This is a genomic window from Neobacillus niacini, assembly GCF_031457145.1.
Lineage (GTDB): Bacteria > Bacillota > Bacilli > Bacillales > Cytobacillaceae > Neobacillus > Neobacillus niacini_J.
The window spans coordinates 1-18,640 of record NZ_JAVDVZ010000018.1 but is presented as its reverse complement, the minus strand read 5'-3'; the positions used below and the strand labels follow the sequence as shown (position 1 = coordinate 18,640).

Below are 18,640 nucleotides of genomic sequence, written 5' to 3'. Positions count from 1 at the left end.
GCGTTTTTTGATTTCTTCTTCTATGCAAGTCCTGCGGATTGTCGAGTTCTAAACAAAAACTGTATTTTAGATTGCATTTTCTCTTATTAGTTCTACACTTTCCATACCTTCTCGTGAGTTAATGGTTGGGCCTTTTGCTGATTTTTGTTTGTTCGGCTGCCTATGAGCAGGTTACTAAGCGAAAATGTATTTCAAGCTGTCCTCTCTTATCTATTAGCTCTTTTTACACTATATCTCCTTCAGGTCATTTTTAGAGGATAATAAGACCTCTTCAGGACTATCAAATATAAACAATTATTATACTCAAAAATAATACCAAAAAACCATAATTACAATTTTTCCCATTAAATACATAAGCACTCTAGCTCGTACATATATTTTATGTAATATAATAGGAGGTGTTTTATGTATTTTCTAATGGTTATGGCACTTACTTTAGCTTCGATGGGAATGATAATTAAGGCAGGAATATTACTGACAAAGGAGGTCATTGGAAAAAACAACAAGGATGATTACATAGGTAAAGCTCTGAAACTTGCTCTATACGGCATTGTCTTAGGCTCTTTATCCAGTTATCTCTTAAAATCTCCACCCTTAACATTAATGGAAATAATGCTTATTTTAAAACTAATCTTCATTCTTTTCTTAGTCGTGACGCTCCATGAAATGGGTCATTACCTTGCTGCACGATTATTTAATGTTTCAGTTTCTACCTTTTCAGTTGGAGTCGGTCCTAAGCTATTAAGGTTTAAATACTCAAATACTGATTTTCAATTCCATGTTATTCCGATAATGGGATATGTAAAACCTGACTCATCAAATGAACAAGGACTTTCTCCCATTAAAAAATGTATTTTTTATTTGGCTGGAATAGTTGTTAATATTATCTGCTTCTTTATTGGACTAACAGTTTTCTTTATTCAACAAGGTCAATCCGTCTATGACTCTTTTGTTATTGTATACAATAAATTTGTTTCTTTAATACCCATGTTTTACTCAGTCATAGCCAACCTGGAACTTTCAGATGTTATCACCCCAGAGCATGATTTAGAAAATAACATTGGAGTATATATCTCTATGGCAAATATTGCTCAAGAATTTTGGCTGGGTTTTGCCGTATTGAGTATAATGCTAGCTTTATTTAATATGATTCCTATACCTGTACTGGATGGTGGCCGTGTCGTATTAGCTATACTTGGATCCCTGTTCGCTCTTATTGGAATACCTAAAAAATACATTAACGCAAGCTTTACTTGGTTATTGCTCCTTGGGGCGCTAATCCTATATAGCCCAATAATCATCAACAACCTATGGGCCACTAGTATAGATGTTGGGATGACCTTTCCTGAATATTTGTTATGGATGGGTATCATTTTAACCGCTATTATTAATATTCAAATCTTCTTAGAAAACAGACGGAATAATAACACAAACCCTGTTGAATAAAACGTTCACGAAGAGAAGCGATTTTTATTACGAATCGCCCCTCCCTATTATATGATTTAGGGAAAATAGTCTCAGTGTTATTCTTTATCTATAACAAAAAAAGCTCGGTCAAATTGACTAAGCTTTTTTGCGAATGTGCGTTACTGGTATGTATACTAATCCTTAACAGAACTAATATGCCCCTGATTAATCGATTTAAAGCCGAACAAGGACAACACAGGTTCAAAAATTATAATAACACATATTACAATTTATGTAAATTAGTGGATTTTTTAAAAAGGCAACCTCCCACATTCAGCAAATGCACCCTATAGTTGAAGAAGGACTATTACCAATTTTACGGCTATCGTCCTTTTTTATTTCCTACTGAACAGTATCGTTGTACTGCCCAGCTGGAAAGTTGTTCTTCTTAAAGATAAGCGCCCTAAAGATCAAAAAGAGATATTGGGTTAATCCTTTACATCTTCCTTGCATATTTCACTAACTAGCTGCCAGAACGCGTTGATTTCTTTATTTTTCGGTACAAGCCTATTACGATTTTTCATATTGAGGCTTGAATTCCTTTATTTTTTGCATTAAACCTTAAAAAATTTTTCAGAGGTAACTAATTATTGTGTCGTTTGTTAACTTCAATTGTAATGAACTCAGGTAAATAGTTGGGAGTACATCCTTTTGCTACTTTTTCATCTTTGTAAAGACCTGTTTTCTCACCAAGTTTAATACAACGTGCACGATTCTTTTCATCATAAACGCCTATCCAGCCTGCGGTGAAATTCATAGCCCATTGAACTTCCGGTTCTTCCTGCGTAATAGTAGCTTCTAATGCAGATAGCAAGTATTCGGTGTTATCAGGCGGTGTTTGTCCAGTCCATCTCAATCGACCTTGATAATACCAGAAAGCTCGCCTTTGAAGAGCAGAAGGACTATTTTCCCATGACTCCATCAATGCAATGTTCTTCTTGTCTTTGGTGAGCTGATTAGCCATTAACCAATCCATTAAGTTATTTCGCTCATCAAAAGTGTGAGTCTGCATATCCTTATCAAGCTTATATAGCACATCTTGTGAAAGAAGTTTTTTGTCCATAATTAAAATTGCTAATAGTCTGGGCAAAAACTTTTCTGTTGACCAAAGTTCCATAGCAAGTTCGTGATCTTTTTTAATGTCCTTCGCAATTTTTCGTAAGTCGCCCAGCTTCGTTTTACTATTGATCTGAGCTAGAATGTTTTCTGCTTTTGAAGAGCGTTTTATTTCTGTGCCTTTATTTTCATTCATTTTATACAACTCCTTTATTAAGCACTGTTTCATAATATGTCCTTGACGGGATATATCAAGAACTTAATTTCGTATAAGTCTTATTGCAGTGGTGTGCCTCCAAAGTTTACCTTTTTTAATATTGTAGCATATATCGTATTAAAGCTTTCTCCACTTATAATAGAAGAGCAACCATCTTTAATATAAAAATAACATTTACTTCCTTTTAATTGGATACGAAAAGAGCATTCCTTTTTAATAAAAAGTGCCCCAATAAAGGCACCACCTATCTCAAAGTCTATTTATTCTCATATATGAGCTACCCGAAGAACCCAGAACCCTTCTATTTATGCATAAATAAGACTCATTTACGAGTCAAAAAAACCTTTAATATCAATATCTACAACGTAATGAAGACGGTTTAATCATTTCGGGATTAAATTGTATGTTACGAACATACACCAAAGTGGGATTGAAACAAAAAAGCTGCTCGGTAAGGGAAGATCCGGCAGCTTTCTATCCTTCAAAGAAACTATTAATTTATATTTTTTGCATCCCATTTAAAATAGCCCATCGAACGAATTGTTTTGCTTAATCGATTTAGTTTAATTTCTTTCTTCTCATCCATTGCGTTGCTATCCACTTTTCTCCCTTTACTACAGGAGCTCCTCCGTGCAACGTTAATTCGTTTAACATTTGCTCGTTATAAAAATATTCAAAGTACACCGCCATTCCTTTTTGCGGACAAACAGAAAAATTGAGTTTCGGGAAAAAGGTTTCGCCTCCCTCGTCCACATCATTTAAGTACATCACAAGCGTGCAGATTCGATTGTTGCTCGCCGCATTGCTTGTAGGAGCGAAATAATCTAAATGTTCTTTGTACTCTTGTCCCGGTTTGTAGTTCATAATATAAAGACCTTCCCCATGCTCTATTGGGATTCCCATAATGGTGGATACCCTTTTTTCTACCCTCGCAAGAATATCATTTTCGATGTCTGTTAAAAACGCACCGCTGCTTGTTCGTATATCACTGACTTCTCGTGTCCCTCCGATTTTCGAACGCTGAAGGCGGTCTTTTGACAAATGAATAAGTGCCTCGCATTCCTCTTCATCCAGTACCGATCCTAAAACTACGACTAATGGCTCTTCTAATCTAGCGATGATGTCAATCTCTCTGTCTTCTGTTTTCATTTTATTTCCATTATGGTTAAAAATAGTCACTTCCTTTTTTATATGTGGATCTTTAGCAATCATTGCCAACGCCCATCAACTCCTATAATTTTCGGAATATTTCTATATTCCACAAACCAGTTTCCATATCCTTTCGCTTGTTCATTTATCAAGAGCAAAAATAATAATAATTTTTTTTATATTAAGTTCTTTATTTCAAAATAGAGTTATTGTTTGAATACCTAATAGATATTGTAATTTCAACTAAACTGCCAAGTTAGTGGTTTAGTTTGAGTGAAATCATTCCCAAAATGCACTAAAATTGAAGGAGCTTATTGCGCAGTATAGGTCTACTACGTAATAGAATATTGACTCTCCCTAGATCCTCAATCCAAAAGGATTATCTACTTGTTCCCCTTTTTTATAAAAAATCCCCTCACTATTTTTCTTAAATTAATGTTATGAATTTTAAATCTTATCTTTGGTAATAATGGACTTTTAGCAACAATATATTTTTTCAGAAAGTGAGGATGCTGATGAAAGGACATTTTTACAAAAGAGGCTGTAAATGCAATAAGAAAAAATGTTCGTGCGGTTCAAAATGGGCTTTCACCATTGATATTGGATTAGACCCAATCACCGGCAAGAGAAAACAAAAGGTAAAAAGCGGCTTTAATACTAAGCAGGAAGCTGAAGAAGCTGCTGCCACTTTATTTCACGAATTAAACCAGGGAACATATTTAGAGGAAACAGAAAAAACGTTTAGTGACTTTGCAATTGAATGGCTTCCTATCTACAGTGATTCTAAAGATGTAAAGCCCGGAACGATTCGAGTACGCCTTCATGAAATCGGAAAGTTGTTGCCCTACTTTGCCAAATTAAAGTTAAAGGATATTACAAGAAAGATGTATCAGGACGCTCTCAACGATTTAAAGGACCAAGGTTATTCTGACAGCACAAGGGAAGGCATTCATCGAACAGGGAGGATGATTTTTCGAAAAGCTTTGGAACTAGAGATAATTAAGAAGGACCCAACTGAATTCGCTTATGTGAAAAAGGATAAGAAATCGATTGAACAGTTGGAAGAAGATGAAGTTCCTAAGTATCTTGAAAAAGAAGAGCTTGCATTATTTCTAGAAATTGCCAAAGCCAATGGCCTTGAACATGATTACTTAGTTTTTTTGATTTTAGCCTATACGGGAATTAGGGTTGGAGAATTAGTTGCTCTCAAGTGGAAGGATGTAGATTTTAAAAACCACACCATCAGCATTACCAAAACCTATTACAATCCAAATAATAATACGCTGGAATATCAGCTAGTCACACCAAAGACGAGAAAATCACGACGAAAAATCATTGTGGATGAAGAGGTGATTCATCAATTAAAGGAACATAAAAAAGTTCAAGAGAAAGTCATCGAACAGCTTGGGGATAATTATTATAGCAAGGACTTTATATTTGCCAAAATGGAACGGCAATATGGTTATCCCATCGTCATTAAAACCGTTCAAAACAGAATGGCAAGATTACTTAGAATTTCAGGACTAAATCCTGATTTAACACCACATTCCTTACGCCATACGCATACATCACTTCTTGCCGAAGCGGGTGTCTCACTTGAACAAATTATGGACAGGCTTGGTCATACCGATGATCAAATCACGAAAAATGTGTATCTCCACGTTACGCAAGAAATGAAAAAAGAAGCTTCCCAAAAGTTCAGCGAACTCATGAGAAGCCTCCGTTAATATCCTCAATGTTAGCAAAATGTTAGCATTTCACTCTCATCTTACTCAAAAACCCTTATATATCAAGGGCTGGAGGACATGATTACATCATGCCGCCCATTCCACCCATACCGCCCATGTCAGGCATTCCGCCGTGACCAGCAGGTTCTGGCTTGTCAGCAACAACTGCTTCAGTTGTTAAGAACATAGCCGCAACAGATGCAGCGTTTTGTAATGCAGAACGAGTAACTTTAGTTGGGTCAACGATACCAGCGTCGATCATGTTTACCCACTCACCAGTAGCAGCGTTGAAGCCTGTGCCAACTGCTTCGCGCTTTAAGCGGTCAACGATAACAGATCCTTCAAGACCAGCGTTGTGAGCAATTGTACGTACAGGCTCTTCCATCGCACGTAATACGATGTTAATACCTGTAGCTACATCACCTTCTGCTTGAATCTCAGCTACCTTGCTGTAAACGTTAAGAAGGGCAACACCACCACCGGATACGATACCTTCTTCAACTGCAGCACGAGTTGCGTTTAAAGCATCCTCAATGCGAAGCTTGCGCTCTTTTAATTCAGTTTCAGTTGCAGCACCAACTTTGATTACAGCAACACCGCCAGCTAATTTAGCTAAACGTTCTTGTAATTTTTCACGGTCAAATTCAGAAGTAGTATCTTCTAATTGAACACGGATTTGGTTTACACGCGCTTGAATAGCAGCAGAATCTCCTGCACCTTCAACGATTGTAGTGTTTTCTTTTGTAACAACAATCTTAGAAGCACGTCCTAAAGAAGTGATTGTTGTAGTTTTCAGTTCACGGCCAAGCTCTTCAGTGATTACTTCACCGCCAGTTAATGCAGCGATATCTTCGAGCATTGCCTTACGACGATCACCAAAGCCAGGAGCTTTAACAGCAACTGCATTGAATGTTCCACGAAGTTTGTTTAATACTAAAGTAGAAAGTGCTTCACCTTCGATATCTTCAGCAATTAACAATAATGGCTTGCCTTGTTGAACAACTTGCTCAAGAACTGGAAGGATTTCCTGGATGCTTGAGATTTTTTTATCTGTAATTAAGACATATGGATTTTCTAATACAGCTTCCATTTTGTCTGTGTTTGTTACCATGTAAGCAGATGTATATCCGCGGTCAAATTGCATACCTTCAACAACATCTAATTCAGTTGTAAAACCTTTAGACTCTTCAATGGTAATAACGCCGTCGTTGCCAACGCGCTCCATTGCTTCAGCGATTAATTGACCTACTTCTTTATCATCAGAAGAAATAGCTGCAACTTGTGCAATGGACTCTTTGCCTTCGATTGGCTTAGAAATAGTTTTTAACTCTTGAACAGCTACTGAAACTGCCTTTTCAATCCCTTTACGGATACCCATTGGGTTAGCACCAGCAGTAACGTTCTTTAAGCCTTCACGAATCATTGCTTGAGCAAGAACAGTTGCAGTTGTTGTACCGTCACCAGCAACATCGTTTGTTTTGCTAGCTACTTCAGCAACAAGCTTAGCACCCATGTTTTCAAATGCATCTTCTAATTCAATTTCTTTCGCGATTGTTACACCGTCATTAGTAATAAGCGGTGAACCAAATTTCTTTTCTAGAACGACGTTACGTCCTTTTGGTCCTAATGTAACTTTTACAGTATCTGCTAGCGCATCAACACCACGAAGCATTGCGCGGCGTGCATCTTCACTAAACTTAATTTCTTTAGCCATGTTCAAAAAACCTCCTCGTATTTTTTAGACTAATGATTGATTTAAAAAATCCTTATTCGCCTACAACAGCAAGGATATCGTTTTCACGTAAAATTAAATATTCATTTCCTTCAAACTTCACTTCTGTACCAGAGTATTTTGAGAAGATAATACGATCGCCTACAGAAACTTCAAGAGCAACGCGTTCGCCACTTTCTAGCACACGGCCAGTACCAACGGCAACAACTTTTCCTTCTTGAGGCTTTTCCTTAGCTGAGTCCGGTAAAACGATACCGCTTGCAGTTTTTTCTTCTGATTCAACAAGCTCAATGACAATACGATCACCTAATGGTCTTAACAAATCAAACAACCTCCTCAAATAGATATGTAATTCTGACTTATTAGCACTCTCTTTACCTGAGTGCTAACACAATTATTATCATAATAAATGCATGAAAAATTTGCAAGTATGAAGCTGTATTTTTTTTATTTTTTTAGGCACTTTTCTAATTGATAGAAAATGTCCTAACATGAATGGAATCAACAAGCCTTTTGGTTACCGCTAAACCTTAAAAATCATGCTAGCGGGAACCAAACAACCCTTTTGGTTACCGTCTAACACGAAAAATCATGCTAGTGGGAATCAAACTAGTACCTAATTCGTTCTGAACAGGTCTTCAAAAAACGTTTGCAAAAAATGGCATTTTTTTACAACCTTACAAGTATGTGAATTACGCGCTGGAATATACATTGTTTTTAAGATAATCTTTAATATTGATACAACCTTAATATTATTAGTAGAATGGAGAATAGGTTAAAATAATATGAAGGCTTCTCAAAGGAGACATATCAATTTGAAAAGAGAATATTGGATTATTTTAATTGTCTATATTGCCATGCAGTTATCGAGCATAGTAGGAATTCCAGGGATGATGTTTCTTTTTGGATACTTAGGGCTGAATCAAGGGCTGGTTGTCCCCTACTGGTTAATTTTCAGCTTTACCATTGCCTTGCTTATTATTCTTTTTCTATTACGAAAAGAAATGAAGAAACCTGGCCTGAATGAAAGAAGCAGTTCTTTCGGCTTTTCCGCAATATGGGCTGTATTTGGTGTTTTCCTAGCCTTATTTGCCCAAGCCCTTGCTGCTAATATCGAACAGTTTCTGGGAGTTAAAATGGGCTCAGAAAACACTCAGCAAATTCTAAGCATTATTGAATCCCTTCCGCTCGCCATGGTAGTCAGCTCAGTAATCGGTCCAATCTTGGAGGAAATCGTTTTTCGGAAAATTATTTTCGGTTCCCTTCATAAACGTCTTAACTTTTTTTTCTCTGCACTAATTAGCTCAATCATCTTTGCCTTAGCCCATATGGAACCGCAGCACATCCTACTCTATTCTGCAATGGGCTTTACGTTTGCCTTTCTCTATGTAAAAACAAAACATATCCTTGTGCCGATTTTTGCCCATGTCGCCATGAACACATTGGTTGTCGTTATTCAATCTGTTTATAAAGATGAAATTGACGAATTAATTCGTGAGGCTGAATCGCTTCAAAACTTTATCGGAGGCTTTCTATGAGACGTTCACCTTTGTTTTCCGGAATCATATATATTGTTCTAGGTGGTTTATTTACTTACTTTGCCGTTGAGGATGTTCAGAAAAACGGCTGGGGATTTTTCAGCTATCTCCTCGTTTTATTGGCTACCTTTGACTTTGGATCAGGTATAAGAATCATCTTCTTTAACAAAAAGCAAAAAGAAAAACGAAAAAAATAAGGTTGAAGCCTTTTCACTTTGAATGTGAAAAGGCTTTTCTTTAGAGCTTTATCTTTGTTTTAATCGTTGAACTCTGTTCTTGAGATAATTCTGTAGTATACTCCACTGACCCAATTTGGCAGCCAGTGCCGATTTTCACACGTTTACCGCGAACGATGTCAGCTTTTGTATTTTCTAAGTAGATGTCATCACCCTCAATCACTTTTGCCGTTAACGTTCCGGTGTCTTTTCCAAACGGAAGAAAAGAATTTTTTTTCTTAACCTTTATGACCCCTCCGCCTATTTCTTCAGCCGAACTTTGCCCAAAGCGTAATGAGACGATAATCTTATCCGCATTTAGAAGACCATTGATTTCAAAACCGCCTGTTGACTCAAAGGTTTCATATTCAACGTCTCCTTTGACAGAAATGCTTCCTTTTATATTTGCCTCTTCACCGGTTAATCGCTCGCCTACTTCAAGCGTTCCAAGGATTTTTATTCTTTTTAAAGCAGCATGGCCGCCGACCTCCATTGTGCCCATAATCAGCATTTCTTCTGCCTGTATATTCCCCTTTACTTCTGCCTCGCCAAAAACCTTTATCGAACCCGCTTTAACATTTTCCAAAGCCTCGCTTGTTCCATAAACATGAATGACGGAACATTCGACATCATTGGCAATCGTGCCGTCTCCTCTAATGCTGATTTTGTCATATTGACCGCCAGGATAACTACCAGACCCATTAATCGTAAGATTTTGTCCCTTTGTCATTTCCTTTCCCCCTTACACTTTTCTTATTTCTTTTACAACTGCTTTTTCATCAAGTGACAATTCCCCCGAATATTCAACAATCCCAATTGTACAGTTGGGACCTATTGTTACGTTGTTTCCTCGGACAATGTCAGCCTTCGTATTTTCAATTTCGATTCGATCTCCCTCAATTAATTCGGTTTCTAATTGTGTTTGGATGAAAGGTAGAAATAAGCCGAAAAGTGTAGCTTTTTGTTTAATCAGAATGGTTTGCCCGCCTATCTCTTTTGCTTTACAATCTGAAAAAATAGTAATATCAATAAGGTCTGCATTTAACAAGCCGCCAATCGTAAAGTGTGATTCCGCTTTAAAGGTTTCCGCTTCACAATCTTCTCCAACCGTAATTCTGCCTTTTATTTTTATGTCTTCACTTTTTATTTTTCCGCCAACAGAAGTTTTGCCGGATACTTCTAAATTTTTCACAATCACATTATTTTTTACCTTTGCGGTACCATCTATCGAAAGGGATTGACCTTCAATACTTCCGTTTATTTTCCCATTACCGCTAATATTTGCTGTAGTTGCAGCCAAATTTCCATTTACCGTTCCTAATCCATTGCAGTCAAAATTGGTGCATTCTACATCACTATTTACAGTTCCTTTCCCATTTAAGGTTACCTCGTTAAATTGTCCGCCATTGGATGACCCTAGACCATTTATAATGAGATCTCCCCGCTTTTTCGTTTCCATTGTCCATTCCCCTTTATACGAATCTCGATTTGATTTCTTCCATACATGCATTTAACGAAATCTCTGTTACCAGCTTCGTTCCTGAATCAAAATGGTATCCTTCTGTATTAATTAGCAATAAACAGTTTGAAACCCCTAATTTTCGTGTAATCACTAAATCAGCACTTTTTTGTTTGATCTGATCCTTATTTTCGATCATTACCATCAAGAGCATTTTCCCTTCATCCAAATTAATTGCTCCTGATTGAAGCAGTTTTTCTAAAACAAATACTTCAAGTATTCTCGAAAGGTTAAAATCGAGACTGCCTTTTTCATTTTCAAGATAGAAGTCGAGCACCGATTTTGAAACAATGTTACGTCTCACTAACTCTTCTCCTTTAAGCTGCAGATCGCTTAGATGTGGAGAAAACATATCCGCTAATTCATCTAAAGAAAGGTTTTCTTTCATGGTTTGAATTTTATCGATTCTTTCTAACATCTTTTGCTTGGGAAAAAAGGTTTCCTGTCCTGTAAACGTTGATTTTCGAATAAACCAATCTTCTGGTATTAAATCTTTTCGTTTCCATCTATATAACTGTCCATAAGAGATTCCGGCCAAGTCTAATAATTCCTTCTTTGAAATTAACTCCTCATTCATGTTTAAAAACCCCTTTCCAGATACAATGTAACATAACACTGTTACGCATGTAAAGTTTACCTCTTATCTTTTTGTCGACAAAAAAAGACCCTTTCACTTTACTAGTGAAAAGATCTCTACTCTTATTCTTCTGCTTCCTCGGTTGGATAGTGCTTTAGGAAGTAAATTAGTGATTGAAGCTCAACCGCTAAGTCTATATGATGCACGCGAATAGATGGAGGGACATTTAATCTCGCAGGTGTAAAATTCAATATCGCCTTAATATTAGAATTTACTAGGCGATCTGTAATTACCTGCGCCACTGGAGCTGGTACAGTTAGGATGGCAACATGAATATCATCATTACCTAAATATTTTTCTAAATCATCCATCGGATAGACAGGTACATCCCGGATTTTTGTCCCCATTTTGTTTGGATCCACATCAAAGGCACAATCAATTCTTGTATTATTATTTTTTAAAAAATTATAATTTAAAAAAGCTGTACCGAGATTACCTACACCAATTAACGCTACCTTTGTTAATTCATCTTGGTCTAGTGTTTTCCGGAAGAAGGTTAATAAATAATTGACATTATAGCCATATCCCTTTTTACCTAAGGCCCCGAAATAGGAAAAATCCCGGCGAATCGTTGCCGAATCCACCTTCACTGCCTCACTTAGTTCTGCTGACGAAACCCTCTGTTTACCGGAAGAATGCAGGTTCTTTAAAAATCGATAATATAAGGGCAGCCGCTTTGCTGTCGCTTGTGGTATTTTCATTGTCTCATTACTCATATTCTCCCACCCCCTATAAATAGTTTGTTCAATTATCTAACTTGTTCCGTTCTATGAAAATCTCCGTTTTTCCCTCCGGTTTTCTCAACCAAATAGGTTTTTCCAATAACCATACCTTTATCCACCGCTTTACACATATCATAAATAGTTAAAGCGCATGTGGAAGCAGCTGTTAACGCTTCCATTTCCACACCTGTATTCCCTTTTGTTTTGACAGCCGCTGCAATATTTAATGTATAAGCAGTATCGTGTTCCTTTTCCCAAGAGAAGGATATATTTACTCCCGTCAAATGTATTGGATGGCACATCGGGATTAGGTCCCAGGTTTTCTTTGCCCCCATAACGGCAGCAACTTGGGCCACTGCTAGAACATCGCCTTTTTTCATTTCATTATTTGTTATTTTTTCATATATTTCGTTACTAACAGTAATGCTGGAATGAGCAAGTGCCGTACGAGTGGTTTCTGGCTTATCGCTAACATCCACCATCTTCGCTCTTCCTTCTTCGTTAAAATGAGTAAAATCAGACATAAACAGTACCCTCCTACAAAAAATCATACTATATTTTTCACAATTTGTCTGTGAAACTTTGAACGAGTGATGAAAAAATTTACACCTTTTTCTTTCGATTTATCCCCTATTTTCTCCAACAACATGGCACTTTATTGCCGACATTGCTGGAATAAGGTACACTTATTTTAGTAATTGAGGTGAAAACAATGATATTATTACAGGTTAATCAACTAGCAAAATACTATGGTGCAGACCTTATTTTATCGAATATAAAACTAGAATTACAAACTCGCGACCGTGTTGCACTCGTGGGGCGAAATGGTGCAGGGAAATCGACATTATTGAAAATCATTGCCGGACAGTTGTCACACGATGGCGGAGAGATTATTAAGCCAAAGGGTGTGAGCATTGGGTATTTAGCACAAAATACCGGATTAGAATCGAATTTGTCAATTTGGGACGAGATGTTAACCGTTTTTGAATCATTAAGAAATATGGAAGCATCCCTCAGGCAACTCGAGGTACGGATGTCAGATCCTGCTGCAATGGAGGATACCGGCAGCTACGAGCGAATTCTAAAAGAATATGACCAGCTGCAAGTGCAATTTAAGGAACAGGGCGGCTATCAGTATGAAGCCGATATTCGCTCCATCCTCCACGGATTGAATTTTCTCAATAGCTCATTGATGATATCCAGCCTAAGCGGTGGGCAAAAGACACGTTTGGCATTAGGAAAATTGCTTTTATCTAAGCCTGATGTATTGATTCTGGACGAACCGACAAACCACCTTGATATTGACACACTTACTTGGCTGGAGCAATATCTTCAGGGCTATGATGGAGCCATCTTAATCGTGTCGCATGACCGTTATTTTTTAGACAAAGTGGTTTCTCAGGTTTATGAAATTTCACGTAAACAAATCCAAAAGTTTATTGGAAACTATAGCTCTTATCTTGATCAAAAGGCTGCTAATTATGAACGTGATTTGAAGTTATATGAGAAGCAGCAACAAGAGGTTGCCAATCTTCAAGATTTTATCCACCGCAACCTTGCCCGTGCCTCCACGACAAAGCGGGCACAAAGCCGGCGCAAAAAACTTGAGAAAATGGATCTGATGGACCGTCCGTCAGGAGACGAAAAGTCTGCCACCTTCTCTTTTGAAATTGAGAAACAAACTGGGAATGATGTTCTTACTGTGGATTCCCTAGCCGTTGGTTATGATGGACAAAAAGTCTCAGAGATGATTTCCTTCCGTGCTTATCGTGGTGAAAGTATTGCCTTAGTAGGTCCAAACGGAATTGGGAAGTCTACTCTTTTAAAAACCATTATCAAAAAACTTCCTGCCCTATCTGGTACGGTTCTATATGGTGCAAATCTAGCAATTGGTTACTATGACCAAGAGCAGGCAGAATTGACCTCCAATAAGCGCGTTCTCAACGAACTATGGGATGAATGGCCATTAAAAGGTGAAAAGGAAATACGTACCGTCTTAGGTAACTTCCTATTCTCAGGTGACGATGTATTAAAAATTGTATCTACCTTGAGCGGTGGTGAGAAAGCAAGGCTGGCCCTAGCCAAACTAATGCTGGAGAAAGCAAATGTACTCATTTTGGACGAGCCTACAAACCATTTGGACCTAGACAGTAAGGAAGTTCTCGAAAATGCCTTAATCGACTACCCTGGAACCATTATTTTTGTATCACACGATCGATACTTTATTAACAGAATTGCGACCAAGGTATTGGAGCTAAGCCCAAATGGCAGTACGGAGTATCTCGGGGACTATGACTATTATGTAGAAAAAAAGCTTGAGCAGGAGGAGCTAAAGGCTTTAGAAACTGCAAGCGTAAATAAGAAACAGTCTCAAACGGAAGTACAAGAGAAAAATAACTATCATCAGGATAAAGAAAGTAAAAAGCTCGAGCGGCAGCGAAAAAGAAAATTAGAAGAGATTGAAATACGTATAGAAGAACTGGAAGCATTCATCCAAGATTTCGAGGAGAAGCTATGCGAGCCAGAAATTTTCCAGGACCATGAAAAGGTTCTAGAAATAAATTTAAAGAATGAAAAGGCAAAAGCTGAACTCGAGCAGTTAATGGAAGAGTGGGCCGAAATGGCCGAATAAAAGGTTGGGGCTTGGATGATATCCAAGCCCCTTTTACTACTTTATAGGAATCGTTAAGATGTCTGTTTTTGACCCGTCTTTAGCTGAATAGACGAAAAGCTCCATTGAAACATTTTCTTTTGTTAATAGCTCCTTTTCAATCGTGATCCCAAAATCCCCCCATGCAGGGGCACCATCCGTTTGATAATGGTTTTCTAGTAATATTTCACCTCCAGCAATGACTGCATACTGAAATACCCCTTCAAAAACCCTTGCTTTTCCTTTTACCACTACCTGATCTCCTGATTTTAAAACTGTTACTTCAGCAAATGCCTCATTTCCATACTGTTTGTTCTCCTCTTTATCTTGATTACCTTCTTCATTTACAACATCAGGTTCTTTGTCTTGATTGTCTTCTTCATCCACAACATCAGGTTCCTTTTCACCTTGTGGCGAGCTAGGCTGTTGGCTACATGCTGACAACAATAGAAAAAATCCCATGAAGATAGCTACTAATAAATTTTTACTCATTTTAATCCTCCATTCTAAAGACTATGTTTATTTACTTTATTCATGTTTGAGGTAGATTCATATATCACCGCCTCTTTACATTTTCATTTATAAATCGACAAAATCCTTTGAAATTCGACTAAAACGCTAAATATATTCTTTTTCCACAGCTTTATTCACATAAGGAAACTAGTTGATTCAACTATTCAGGGACTTTTCCACATTATCCACAAAAAAAGCCTTACTTATCCACATTGTCCACAATTAAAGGGATACTTACCCACATTATTCTGTAATGTCCTATTTTTCAAAAAAAGTTATCCACAAAAAAAGCCCTTCTTATCCAGAAGGACTGCTAATTGTATAATTCTATATCTAATCCTGGATTTGCATTCAAGGTGAGATCCGCTCTAATTCCTTTATCGAACATTATACTTCCTGCCGCTCCTATCATCGCTGCATTATCTGTACATAAGTTTATAGGCGGTATAACTAATTCAATTTCAGGCGTATGTGCAAAAGCTTCCTCAAGCGCCTTTCTAAGACCTTTATTTGCGGCAACCCCGCCTGCAAGTAAGACTTGTTTAACCTTGTATTCAGCTGTGGCGTTCAATGTCTTTTTCACCAGCACCTCAATGACACTTTCCTGAAAGCTTGCCGCAAGATCCTCTGGAGCAATGATTTCACCCCGTTGCTCTGCGTTATGGACAGTGTTAATGACGGCGGATTTTAAACCGCTAAAGCTAAAATCATAAGATCCTTCTTCAAGCCATGCTCTTGGCAATTTAAGTGTATCACTGCCATCCTGAGCAAGCCTGTCAATATGCGGTCCGCCAGGATAAGGAAGTTTTAATGTCCTTGCAACTTTATCATACGCTTCACCAGCTGCGTCATCTCTCGTTTCACCAATGACTTCGAAATGTCCCTGTTCTTTCATGTAGACTAATTCCGTATGCCCCCCTGACACCACTAATGAGAGTAGTGGAAAGGTTAATTCTGTCACCAGCCGGTTTGCATAGATATGTCCAGCAATATGATGAACAGGAACAAGTGGAATGTTATGTGCAAACGCTAGAGCCTTCGCTGCATTTACACCTATTAATAGAGCTCCAACTAATCCTGGTCCTTCCGTTACCGCAATCGCATCCAGCTCAGGTATTGTAATATTTGCCTCTTTCAATGCCTCTTCAATGACAATTGTCATTTGTTCAACATGATGACGAGAGGCAATTTCAGGAACGACACCGCCAAATCGCTTATGACTTTCAATTTGTGAAGCAACCACATTAGCGGCAATCTCTCTGCCATTTTTAATAATTGCTACAGCTGTTTCATCACAGCTTGTTTCGATTCCCATAATCCACTGATCTTTCATTATATATTCACCCACATAACTAAAGCATTTTCTTGATTATCTGAATAATAATTTTTCCGAATGCCGCCATTTTGAAATCCTAATTTACGATACAGAGATTGTGCTACATGGTTGGTTACGCGGACTTCAAGAGTCATGCTCCTTGCTCCCATTTCCTTCGCAACGGTCATCATTTTGCGAAGCAATGCTTCCCCAAGCTTTTTGCCTCTGTAGGAGGGCAGTATAGCCACATTTGTTACATGAGCTTCATCTATGACAACCCAGGCACCACAGTATCCAATAATTTTATCATCTTCTTCTAAGACGATATAAACTGCAAATTTATTATTATAAATTTCATTATAAAAAGCTTCTCTGCTCCATGGTGTAGCAAAAGAGGCATGTTCAACCTCTAATATTTGGTCGATATCCTCTTCATTCATGTAGCGAAAAACAAAAGAATCTACCATATCTCTCTAATCCTATCCATTTAAGATTTTCCCATTTGCTTCTAACCATTTCGCTTCTGCCTCGGCTAAGCGAATATAATTAGGAACAAAGGAATGTATGTCTTCCCCTGGTTTACCTTTACCCAGCAGAGCAAGCTCTGACGGACGGGGATTATGTTCCGTAATCTCGGCAAATACTGCCTGTGAGCCTAGTGTGCCTTCTAGCATTGTCCGATGAAGTGGCAGATCATTACCTACAAATAAAATAGGTTTCTTTACTTCCTTTAATGCAACAGACCAATCGGCTGACAACACTAAGCGATCTTCTTTAACAACAGTAAGTTCCCCACTTTGATATTCATAAAGCCCTGTATAGACTTGTCCTCTTCTTGCGTCAATGAGAGGCGAAATATAACCATCAAAGTATCTTCCTGCCCCAGCTGCCATTATTTCAAGACTAGAAACTCCCACTAAAGGTACTTTTAACGACCAAGCCATTGTTTTCGCTATGGTAACGCCAATCCGAACTCCTGTATATGATCCTGGACCTTTAGCAACCACTACTTTGGTTAATTGTGCTGGGACTCTTTCACAATCCTTCATTAAGGTCTGGATCGCCGGCATAATTCGGACCGAATGATTCTTTTTTAAGTTGGTAATATATTCGCCGAGTACCTGGTTTTCTTCAATAAGCGCTACTCCTAATGGATAATTAGAAGTATCAATCGCTAATATGGTCATTTAGAAAAATCTCCTTACATAATTGCTCATATCTTTTCCCTTTAGGAACGAACACTATTTTTCTTTTCTCTAAACCTTCATGGTACAAATAGATGGTTAACAACTCCGCTGGAAGCTGTTCCTCAATTAAATGTGCCCATTCTACAACGGTTACACCTTCGCCTTCAAAGTATTCATCAAAACCTAAATCTTCGTAGGAATCGGCAACCCGATAGACATCCATATGATATAAAGGCAGCCTGCCCTTATATTCCTTTATTATGGTGAAGGTCGGACTGTTAACAGTTTTCTTTATATCTAACCCCTGGGCCAATCCCTTTGTAAAGGTCGTTTTGCCAGCACCTAGATCTCCTTCTAGACAGATCACATCACCAGGCTGTAATAATTCTGCAAGCTTAGACGCAAGCTGGAACGTTTCACTGGGGTCTATTGTATTTTTCTCATACTGATTCATATAATCACCTTTTACTATAACATAGCCATACACTATCTACATTCTACCTTATTTTTGTAAAAAAAATCCTTAGGATAACTCCTAAGGATGTCATTCAATATGTATTTTACCTAATTTTCGCTATATAAGCAAAAAGGCATAAAAAAAACGAAACTTAGTTTCGCAATTTCTAAAATATAGATGGCGGTCTGGACGGGACTCGAACCCGCGACCTCCTGCGTGACAGGCAGGCATTCTAACCAACTGAACTACCAGACCGAAGTTATTTCAAGTGTTTTTCTTGAAAATAACCAATTGCGGGGACAGGATTTGAACCTGCGACCTTCGGGTTATGAGCCCGACGAGCTACCGGACTGCTCCACCCCGCGACAGTAAAAATATTACATTATGTGCACTAATATAGTATATGCCAAAACAAGTAATATATGCACACATTTTAAAAATAAAACAGCCTGGCAACGTCCTACTCTCACAGGGACAAAGTCCCAACTACCATCGGCGCTGAGAAGCTTAACTTCCGTGTTCGGTATGGGAACGGGTGT

The 18,640-nt window shown here is 38.0% G+C and carries 19 protein-coding genes, 2 tRNA genes and 1 rRNA gene; 5 read left to right on the top strand and 17 right to left on the bottom strand.

Annotated elements, in window-relative coordinates; genetic code table 11:
* Positions 1 to 405 precede the first annotated feature (405 nt).
* Positions 406 to 1,446 (top strand): site-2 protease family protein, encoded by a 1,041-nt coding sequence (locus tag J2Y03_RS25975; protein WP_310199861.1) that lies wholly within the window; start codon positions 406 to 408, stop codon positions 1,444 to 1,446.
* Positions 1,447 to 2,050: 604 nt separating this feature from the next.
* Here the strand turns inward: J2Y03_RS25975 and J2Y03_RS25970 are convergent.
* Together J2Y03_RS25970 and J2Y03_RS25965 are read right to left on the bottom strand one after the other, a co-directional pair.
* A complete protein-coding gene (locus J2Y03_RS25970) occupies positions 2,051 to 2,719 on the bottom strand; it encodes a DNA alkylation repair protein (protein WP_310199859.1) in 669 nt (222 codons plus the stop codon).
* 579 nt (positions 2,720 to 3,298) lie between these two features.
* A complete protein-coding gene (locus J2Y03_RS25965) occupies positions 3,299 to 3,952 on the bottom strand; it encodes a 2OG-Fe(II) oxygenase (RefSeq protein ID WP_310199975.1) in 654 nt (217 codons plus the stop codon).
* Between the two features lie 452 nt (positions 3,953 to 4,404).
* Here J2Y03_RS25965 and J2Y03_RS25960 point away from each other — a divergent pair, with 452 nt between their 5' ends.
* Complete coding sequence (locus J2Y03_RS25960; protein WP_310199857.1) at positions 4,405 to 5,616, top strand: site-specific integrase; 1,212 nt, start codon at positions 4,405 to 4,407, stop codon at positions 5,614 to 5,616.
* An 82-nt stretch (positions 5,617 to 5,698) separates the two neighbouring features.
* Here the strand turns inward: J2Y03_RS25960 and groL are convergent, their stop codons facing one another.
* Positions 5,699 to 7,330, bottom strand: a complete 1,632-nt coding sequence (groL, locus tag J2Y03_RS25955) for a chaperonin GroEL (protein ID WP_310199855.1) — start codon at positions 7,328 to 7,330, stop codon at positions 5,699 to 5,701.
* Between the two features lie 52 nt (positions 7,331 to 7,382).
* A complete protein-coding gene (gene groES / locus J2Y03_RS25950; RefSeq protein WP_132096808.1) occupies positions 7,383 to 7,670 on the bottom strand; it encodes a co-chaperone GroES in 288 nt (95 codons plus the stop codon).
* Between the two features lie 493 nt (positions 7,671 to 8,163).
* On the opposite strand from groES, the gene J2Y03_RS25945 reads away from it, so the two are divergent.
* Both J2Y03_RS25945 and J2Y03_RS25940 read left to right on the top strand, forming a co-directional pair.
* Positions 8,164 to 8,886 (top strand): CPBP family intramembrane glutamic endopeptidase, encoded by a 723-nt coding sequence (locus tag J2Y03_RS25945; protein ID WP_310199853.1) that lies wholly within the window; start codon positions 8,164 to 8,166, stop codon positions 8,884 to 8,886.
* Entirely contained in the window at positions 8,883 to 9,083 is a 201-nt protein-coding gene (locus J2Y03_RS25940) for a YdiK family protein (RefSeq protein WP_132096810.1), read from the top strand. Before J2Y03_RS25945 ends, J2Y03_RS25940 begins: the two co-directional genes overlap by 4 nt.
* A gap of 40 nt (positions 9,084 to 9,123) precedes the next feature.
* Here the strand turns inward: J2Y03_RS25940 and J2Y03_RS25935 are convergent, their stop codons facing one another.
* The 5 genes from J2Y03_RS25935 to moaC all read right to left on the bottom strand — a co-directional run bounded on the left by J2Y03_RS25935 (position 9,124) and on the right by moaC (position 12,503).
* Positions 9,124 to 9,831 carry a bactofilin family protein gene (locus J2Y03_RS25935; protein WP_310199852.1) on the bottom strand — a complete coding sequence of 236 codons (708 nt, stop codon included), beginning with the start codon at positions 9,829 to 9,831 and terminating at the stop codon, positions 9,124 to 9,126.
* Between the two features lie 12 nt (positions 9,832 to 9,843).
* Positions 9,844 to 10,560: a polymer-forming cytoskeletal protein gene (locus tag J2Y03_RS25930; protein ID WP_310199851.1), complete on the bottom strand. Its 717-nt coding sequence runs from the start codon at positions 10,558 to 10,560 to the stop codon at positions 9,844 to 9,846.
* Positions 10,561 to 10,573: 13 nt separating this feature from the next.
* Positions 10,574 to 11,197 carry a YhbD family protein gene (locus J2Y03_RS25925; protein WP_310199849.1) on the bottom strand — a complete coding sequence of 208 codons (624 nt, stop codon included), beginning with the start codon at positions 11,195 to 11,197 and terminating at the stop codon, positions 10,574 to 10,576.
* Positions 11,198 to 11,319: 122 nt separating this feature from the next.
* The gene (locus J2Y03_RS25920; RefSeq protein ID WP_132096814.1) at positions 11,320 to 11,973 is read right to left on the bottom strand and encodes a redox-sensing transcriptional repressor Rex; all 654 of its coding nucleotides are present in this window, start codon (positions 11,971 to 11,973) and stop codon (positions 11,320 to 11,322) included.
* A 32-nt stretch (positions 11,974 to 12,005) separates the two neighbouring features.
* Entirely contained in the window at positions 12,006 to 12,503 is a 498-nt protein-coding gene (gene moaC / locus J2Y03_RS25915) for a cyclic pyranopterin monophosphate synthase MoaC (RefSeq protein WP_310199847.1), read from the bottom strand.
* A gap of 188 nt (positions 12,504 to 12,691) precedes the next feature.
* On the opposite strand from moaC, the gene J2Y03_RS25910 reads away from it, so the two are divergent.
* Positions 12,692 to 14,611, top strand: a complete 1,920-nt coding sequence (locus J2Y03_RS25910) for an ABC-F family ATP-binding cassette domain-containing protein (protein ID WP_310199844.1) — start codon at positions 12,692 to 12,694, stop codon at positions 14,609 to 14,611.
* A gap of 36 nt (positions 14,612 to 14,647) precedes the next feature.
* On the opposite strand, the gene J2Y03_RS25905 is transcribed toward J2Y03_RS25910, so the two are convergent.
* The 8 genes from J2Y03_RS25905 to rrf form a co-directional block, all read right to left on the bottom strand.
* Positions 14,648 to 15,121: a Gmad2 immunoglobulin-like domain-containing protein gene (locus tag J2Y03_RS25905; protein ID WP_310199842.1), complete on the bottom strand. Its 474-nt coding sequence runs from the start codon at positions 15,119 to 15,121 to the stop codon at positions 14,648 to 14,650.
* Positions 15,122 to 15,455: 334 nt separating this feature from the next.
* Positions 15,456 to 16,478, bottom strand: coding sequence for a tRNA (adenosine(37)-N6)-threonylcarbamoyltransferase complex transferase subunit TsaD (tsaD, locus tag J2Y03_RS25900; RefSeq protein ID WP_310199973.1), 1,023 nt, complete (start codon positions 16,476 to 16,478; stop codon positions 15,456 to 15,458).
* On the bottom strand, positions 16,475 to 16,924 hold the full coding sequence (rimI, locus tag J2Y03_RS25895) for a ribosomal protein S18-alanine N-acetyltransferase (protein ID WP_310199840.1): 450 nt from the start codon (positions 16,922 to 16,924) through the stop codon (positions 16,475 to 16,477). The genes tsaD and rimI overlap by 4 nt, the downstream gene beginning before the upstream one ends.
* 12 nt (positions 16,925 to 16,936) lie before the next feature.
* The gene (gene tsaB, locus J2Y03_RS25890) at positions 16,937 to 17,644 is read right to left on the bottom strand and encodes a tRNA (adenosine(37)-N6)-threonylcarbamoyltransferase complex dimerization subunit type 1 TsaB (protein WP_310199838.1); all 708 of its coding nucleotides are present in this window, start codon (positions 17,642 to 17,644) and stop codon (positions 16,937 to 16,939) included.
* Positions 17,625 to 18,098: a tRNA (adenosine(37)-N6)-threonylcarbamoyltransferase complex ATPase subunit type 1 TsaE gene (gene tsaE / locus J2Y03_RS25885; RefSeq protein WP_310199836.1), complete on the bottom strand. Its 474-nt coding sequence runs from the start codon at positions 18,096 to 18,098 to the stop codon at positions 17,625 to 17,627. The genes tsaB and tsaE overlap by 20 nt, the downstream gene beginning before the upstream one ends.
* A 181-nt stretch (positions 18,099 to 18,279) precedes the next feature.
* A tRNA-Asp gene (locus J2Y03_RS25880) sits at positions 18,280 to 18,356 on the bottom strand.
* 36 nt (positions 18,357 to 18,392) lie between these two features.
* Positions 18,393 to 18,466, bottom strand: a tRNA-Met gene (locus J2Y03_RS25875).
* 82 nt (positions 18,467 to 18,548) lie between these two features.
* Positions 18,549 to 18,640: ribosomal RNA gene (gene rrf, locus J2Y03_RS25870) — 5S ribosomal RNA — on the bottom strand; the annotation flags it as partial.

Excerpts from the sequence above, each read along its gene's own strand:
- J2Y03_RS25975 (WP_310199861.1), top strand. The coding sequence starts at position 406 with ATGTATTTTCTAATGGTTATGGCACTTACTTTAGCTTCGATGGGAATG.
- J2Y03_RS25970 (WP_310199859.1), bottom strand. The coding sequence starts at position 2,719 with ATGAATGAAAATAAAGGCACAGAAATAAAACGCTCTTCAAAAGCAGAA.
- J2Y03_RS25965 (WP_310199975.1), bottom strand. The coding sequence starts at position 3,952 with ATGATTGCTAAAGATCCACATATAAAAAAGGAAGTGACTATTTTTAAC.
- J2Y03_RS25960 (WP_310199857.1), top strand. The coding sequence starts at position 4,405 with ATGAAAGGACATTTTTACAAAAGAGGCTGTAAATGCAATAAGAAAAAA.
- groL (WP_310199855.1), bottom strand. The coding sequence starts at position 7,330 with ATGGCTAAAGAAATTAAGTTTAGTGAAGATGCACGCCGCGCAATGCTT.
- J2Y03_RS25940 (WP_132096810.1), top strand. The coding sequence starts at position 8,883 with ATGAGACGTTCACCTTTGTTTTCCGGAATCATATATATTGTTCTAGGT.
- J2Y03_RS25935 (WP_310199852.1), bottom strand. The coding sequence starts at position 9,831 with ATGACAAAGGGACAAAATCTTACGATTAATGGGTCTGGTAGTTATCCT.
- J2Y03_RS25930 (WP_310199851.1), bottom strand. The coding sequence starts at position 10,560 with ATGGAAACGAAAAAGCGGGGAGATCTCATTATAAATGGTCTAGGGTCA.
- J2Y03_RS25925 (WP_310199849.1), bottom strand. The coding sequence starts at position 11,197 with ATGAATGAGGAGTTAATTTCAAAGAAGGAATTATTAGACTTGGCCGGA.
- J2Y03_RS25920 (WP_132096814.1), bottom strand. The coding sequence starts at position 11,973 with ATGAGTAATGAGACAATGAAAATACCACAAGCGACAGCAAAGCGGCTG.
- moaC (WP_310199847.1), bottom strand. The coding sequence starts at position 12,503 with ATGTCTGATTTTACTCATTTTAACGAAGAAGGAAGAGCGAAGATGGTG.
- J2Y03_RS25910 (WP_310199844.1), top strand. The coding sequence starts at position 12,692 with ATGATATTATTACAGGTTAATCAACTAGCAAAATACTATGGTGCAGAC.
- J2Y03_RS25905 (WP_310199842.1), bottom strand. The coding sequence starts at position 15,121 with ATGAGTAAAAATTTATTAGTAGCTATCTTCATGGGATTTTTTCTATTG.
- rimI (WP_310199840.1), bottom strand. The coding sequence starts at position 16,924 with ATGGTAGATTCTTTTGTTTTTCGCTACATGAATGAAGAGGATATCGAC.
- tsaB (WP_310199838.1), bottom strand. The coding sequence starts at position 17,644 with ATGACCATATTAGCGATTGATACTTCTAATTATCCATTAGGAGTAGCG.
- tsaE (WP_310199836.1), bottom strand. The coding sequence starts at position 18,098 with ATGAATCAGTATGAGAAAAATACAATAGACCCCAGTGAAACGTTCCAG.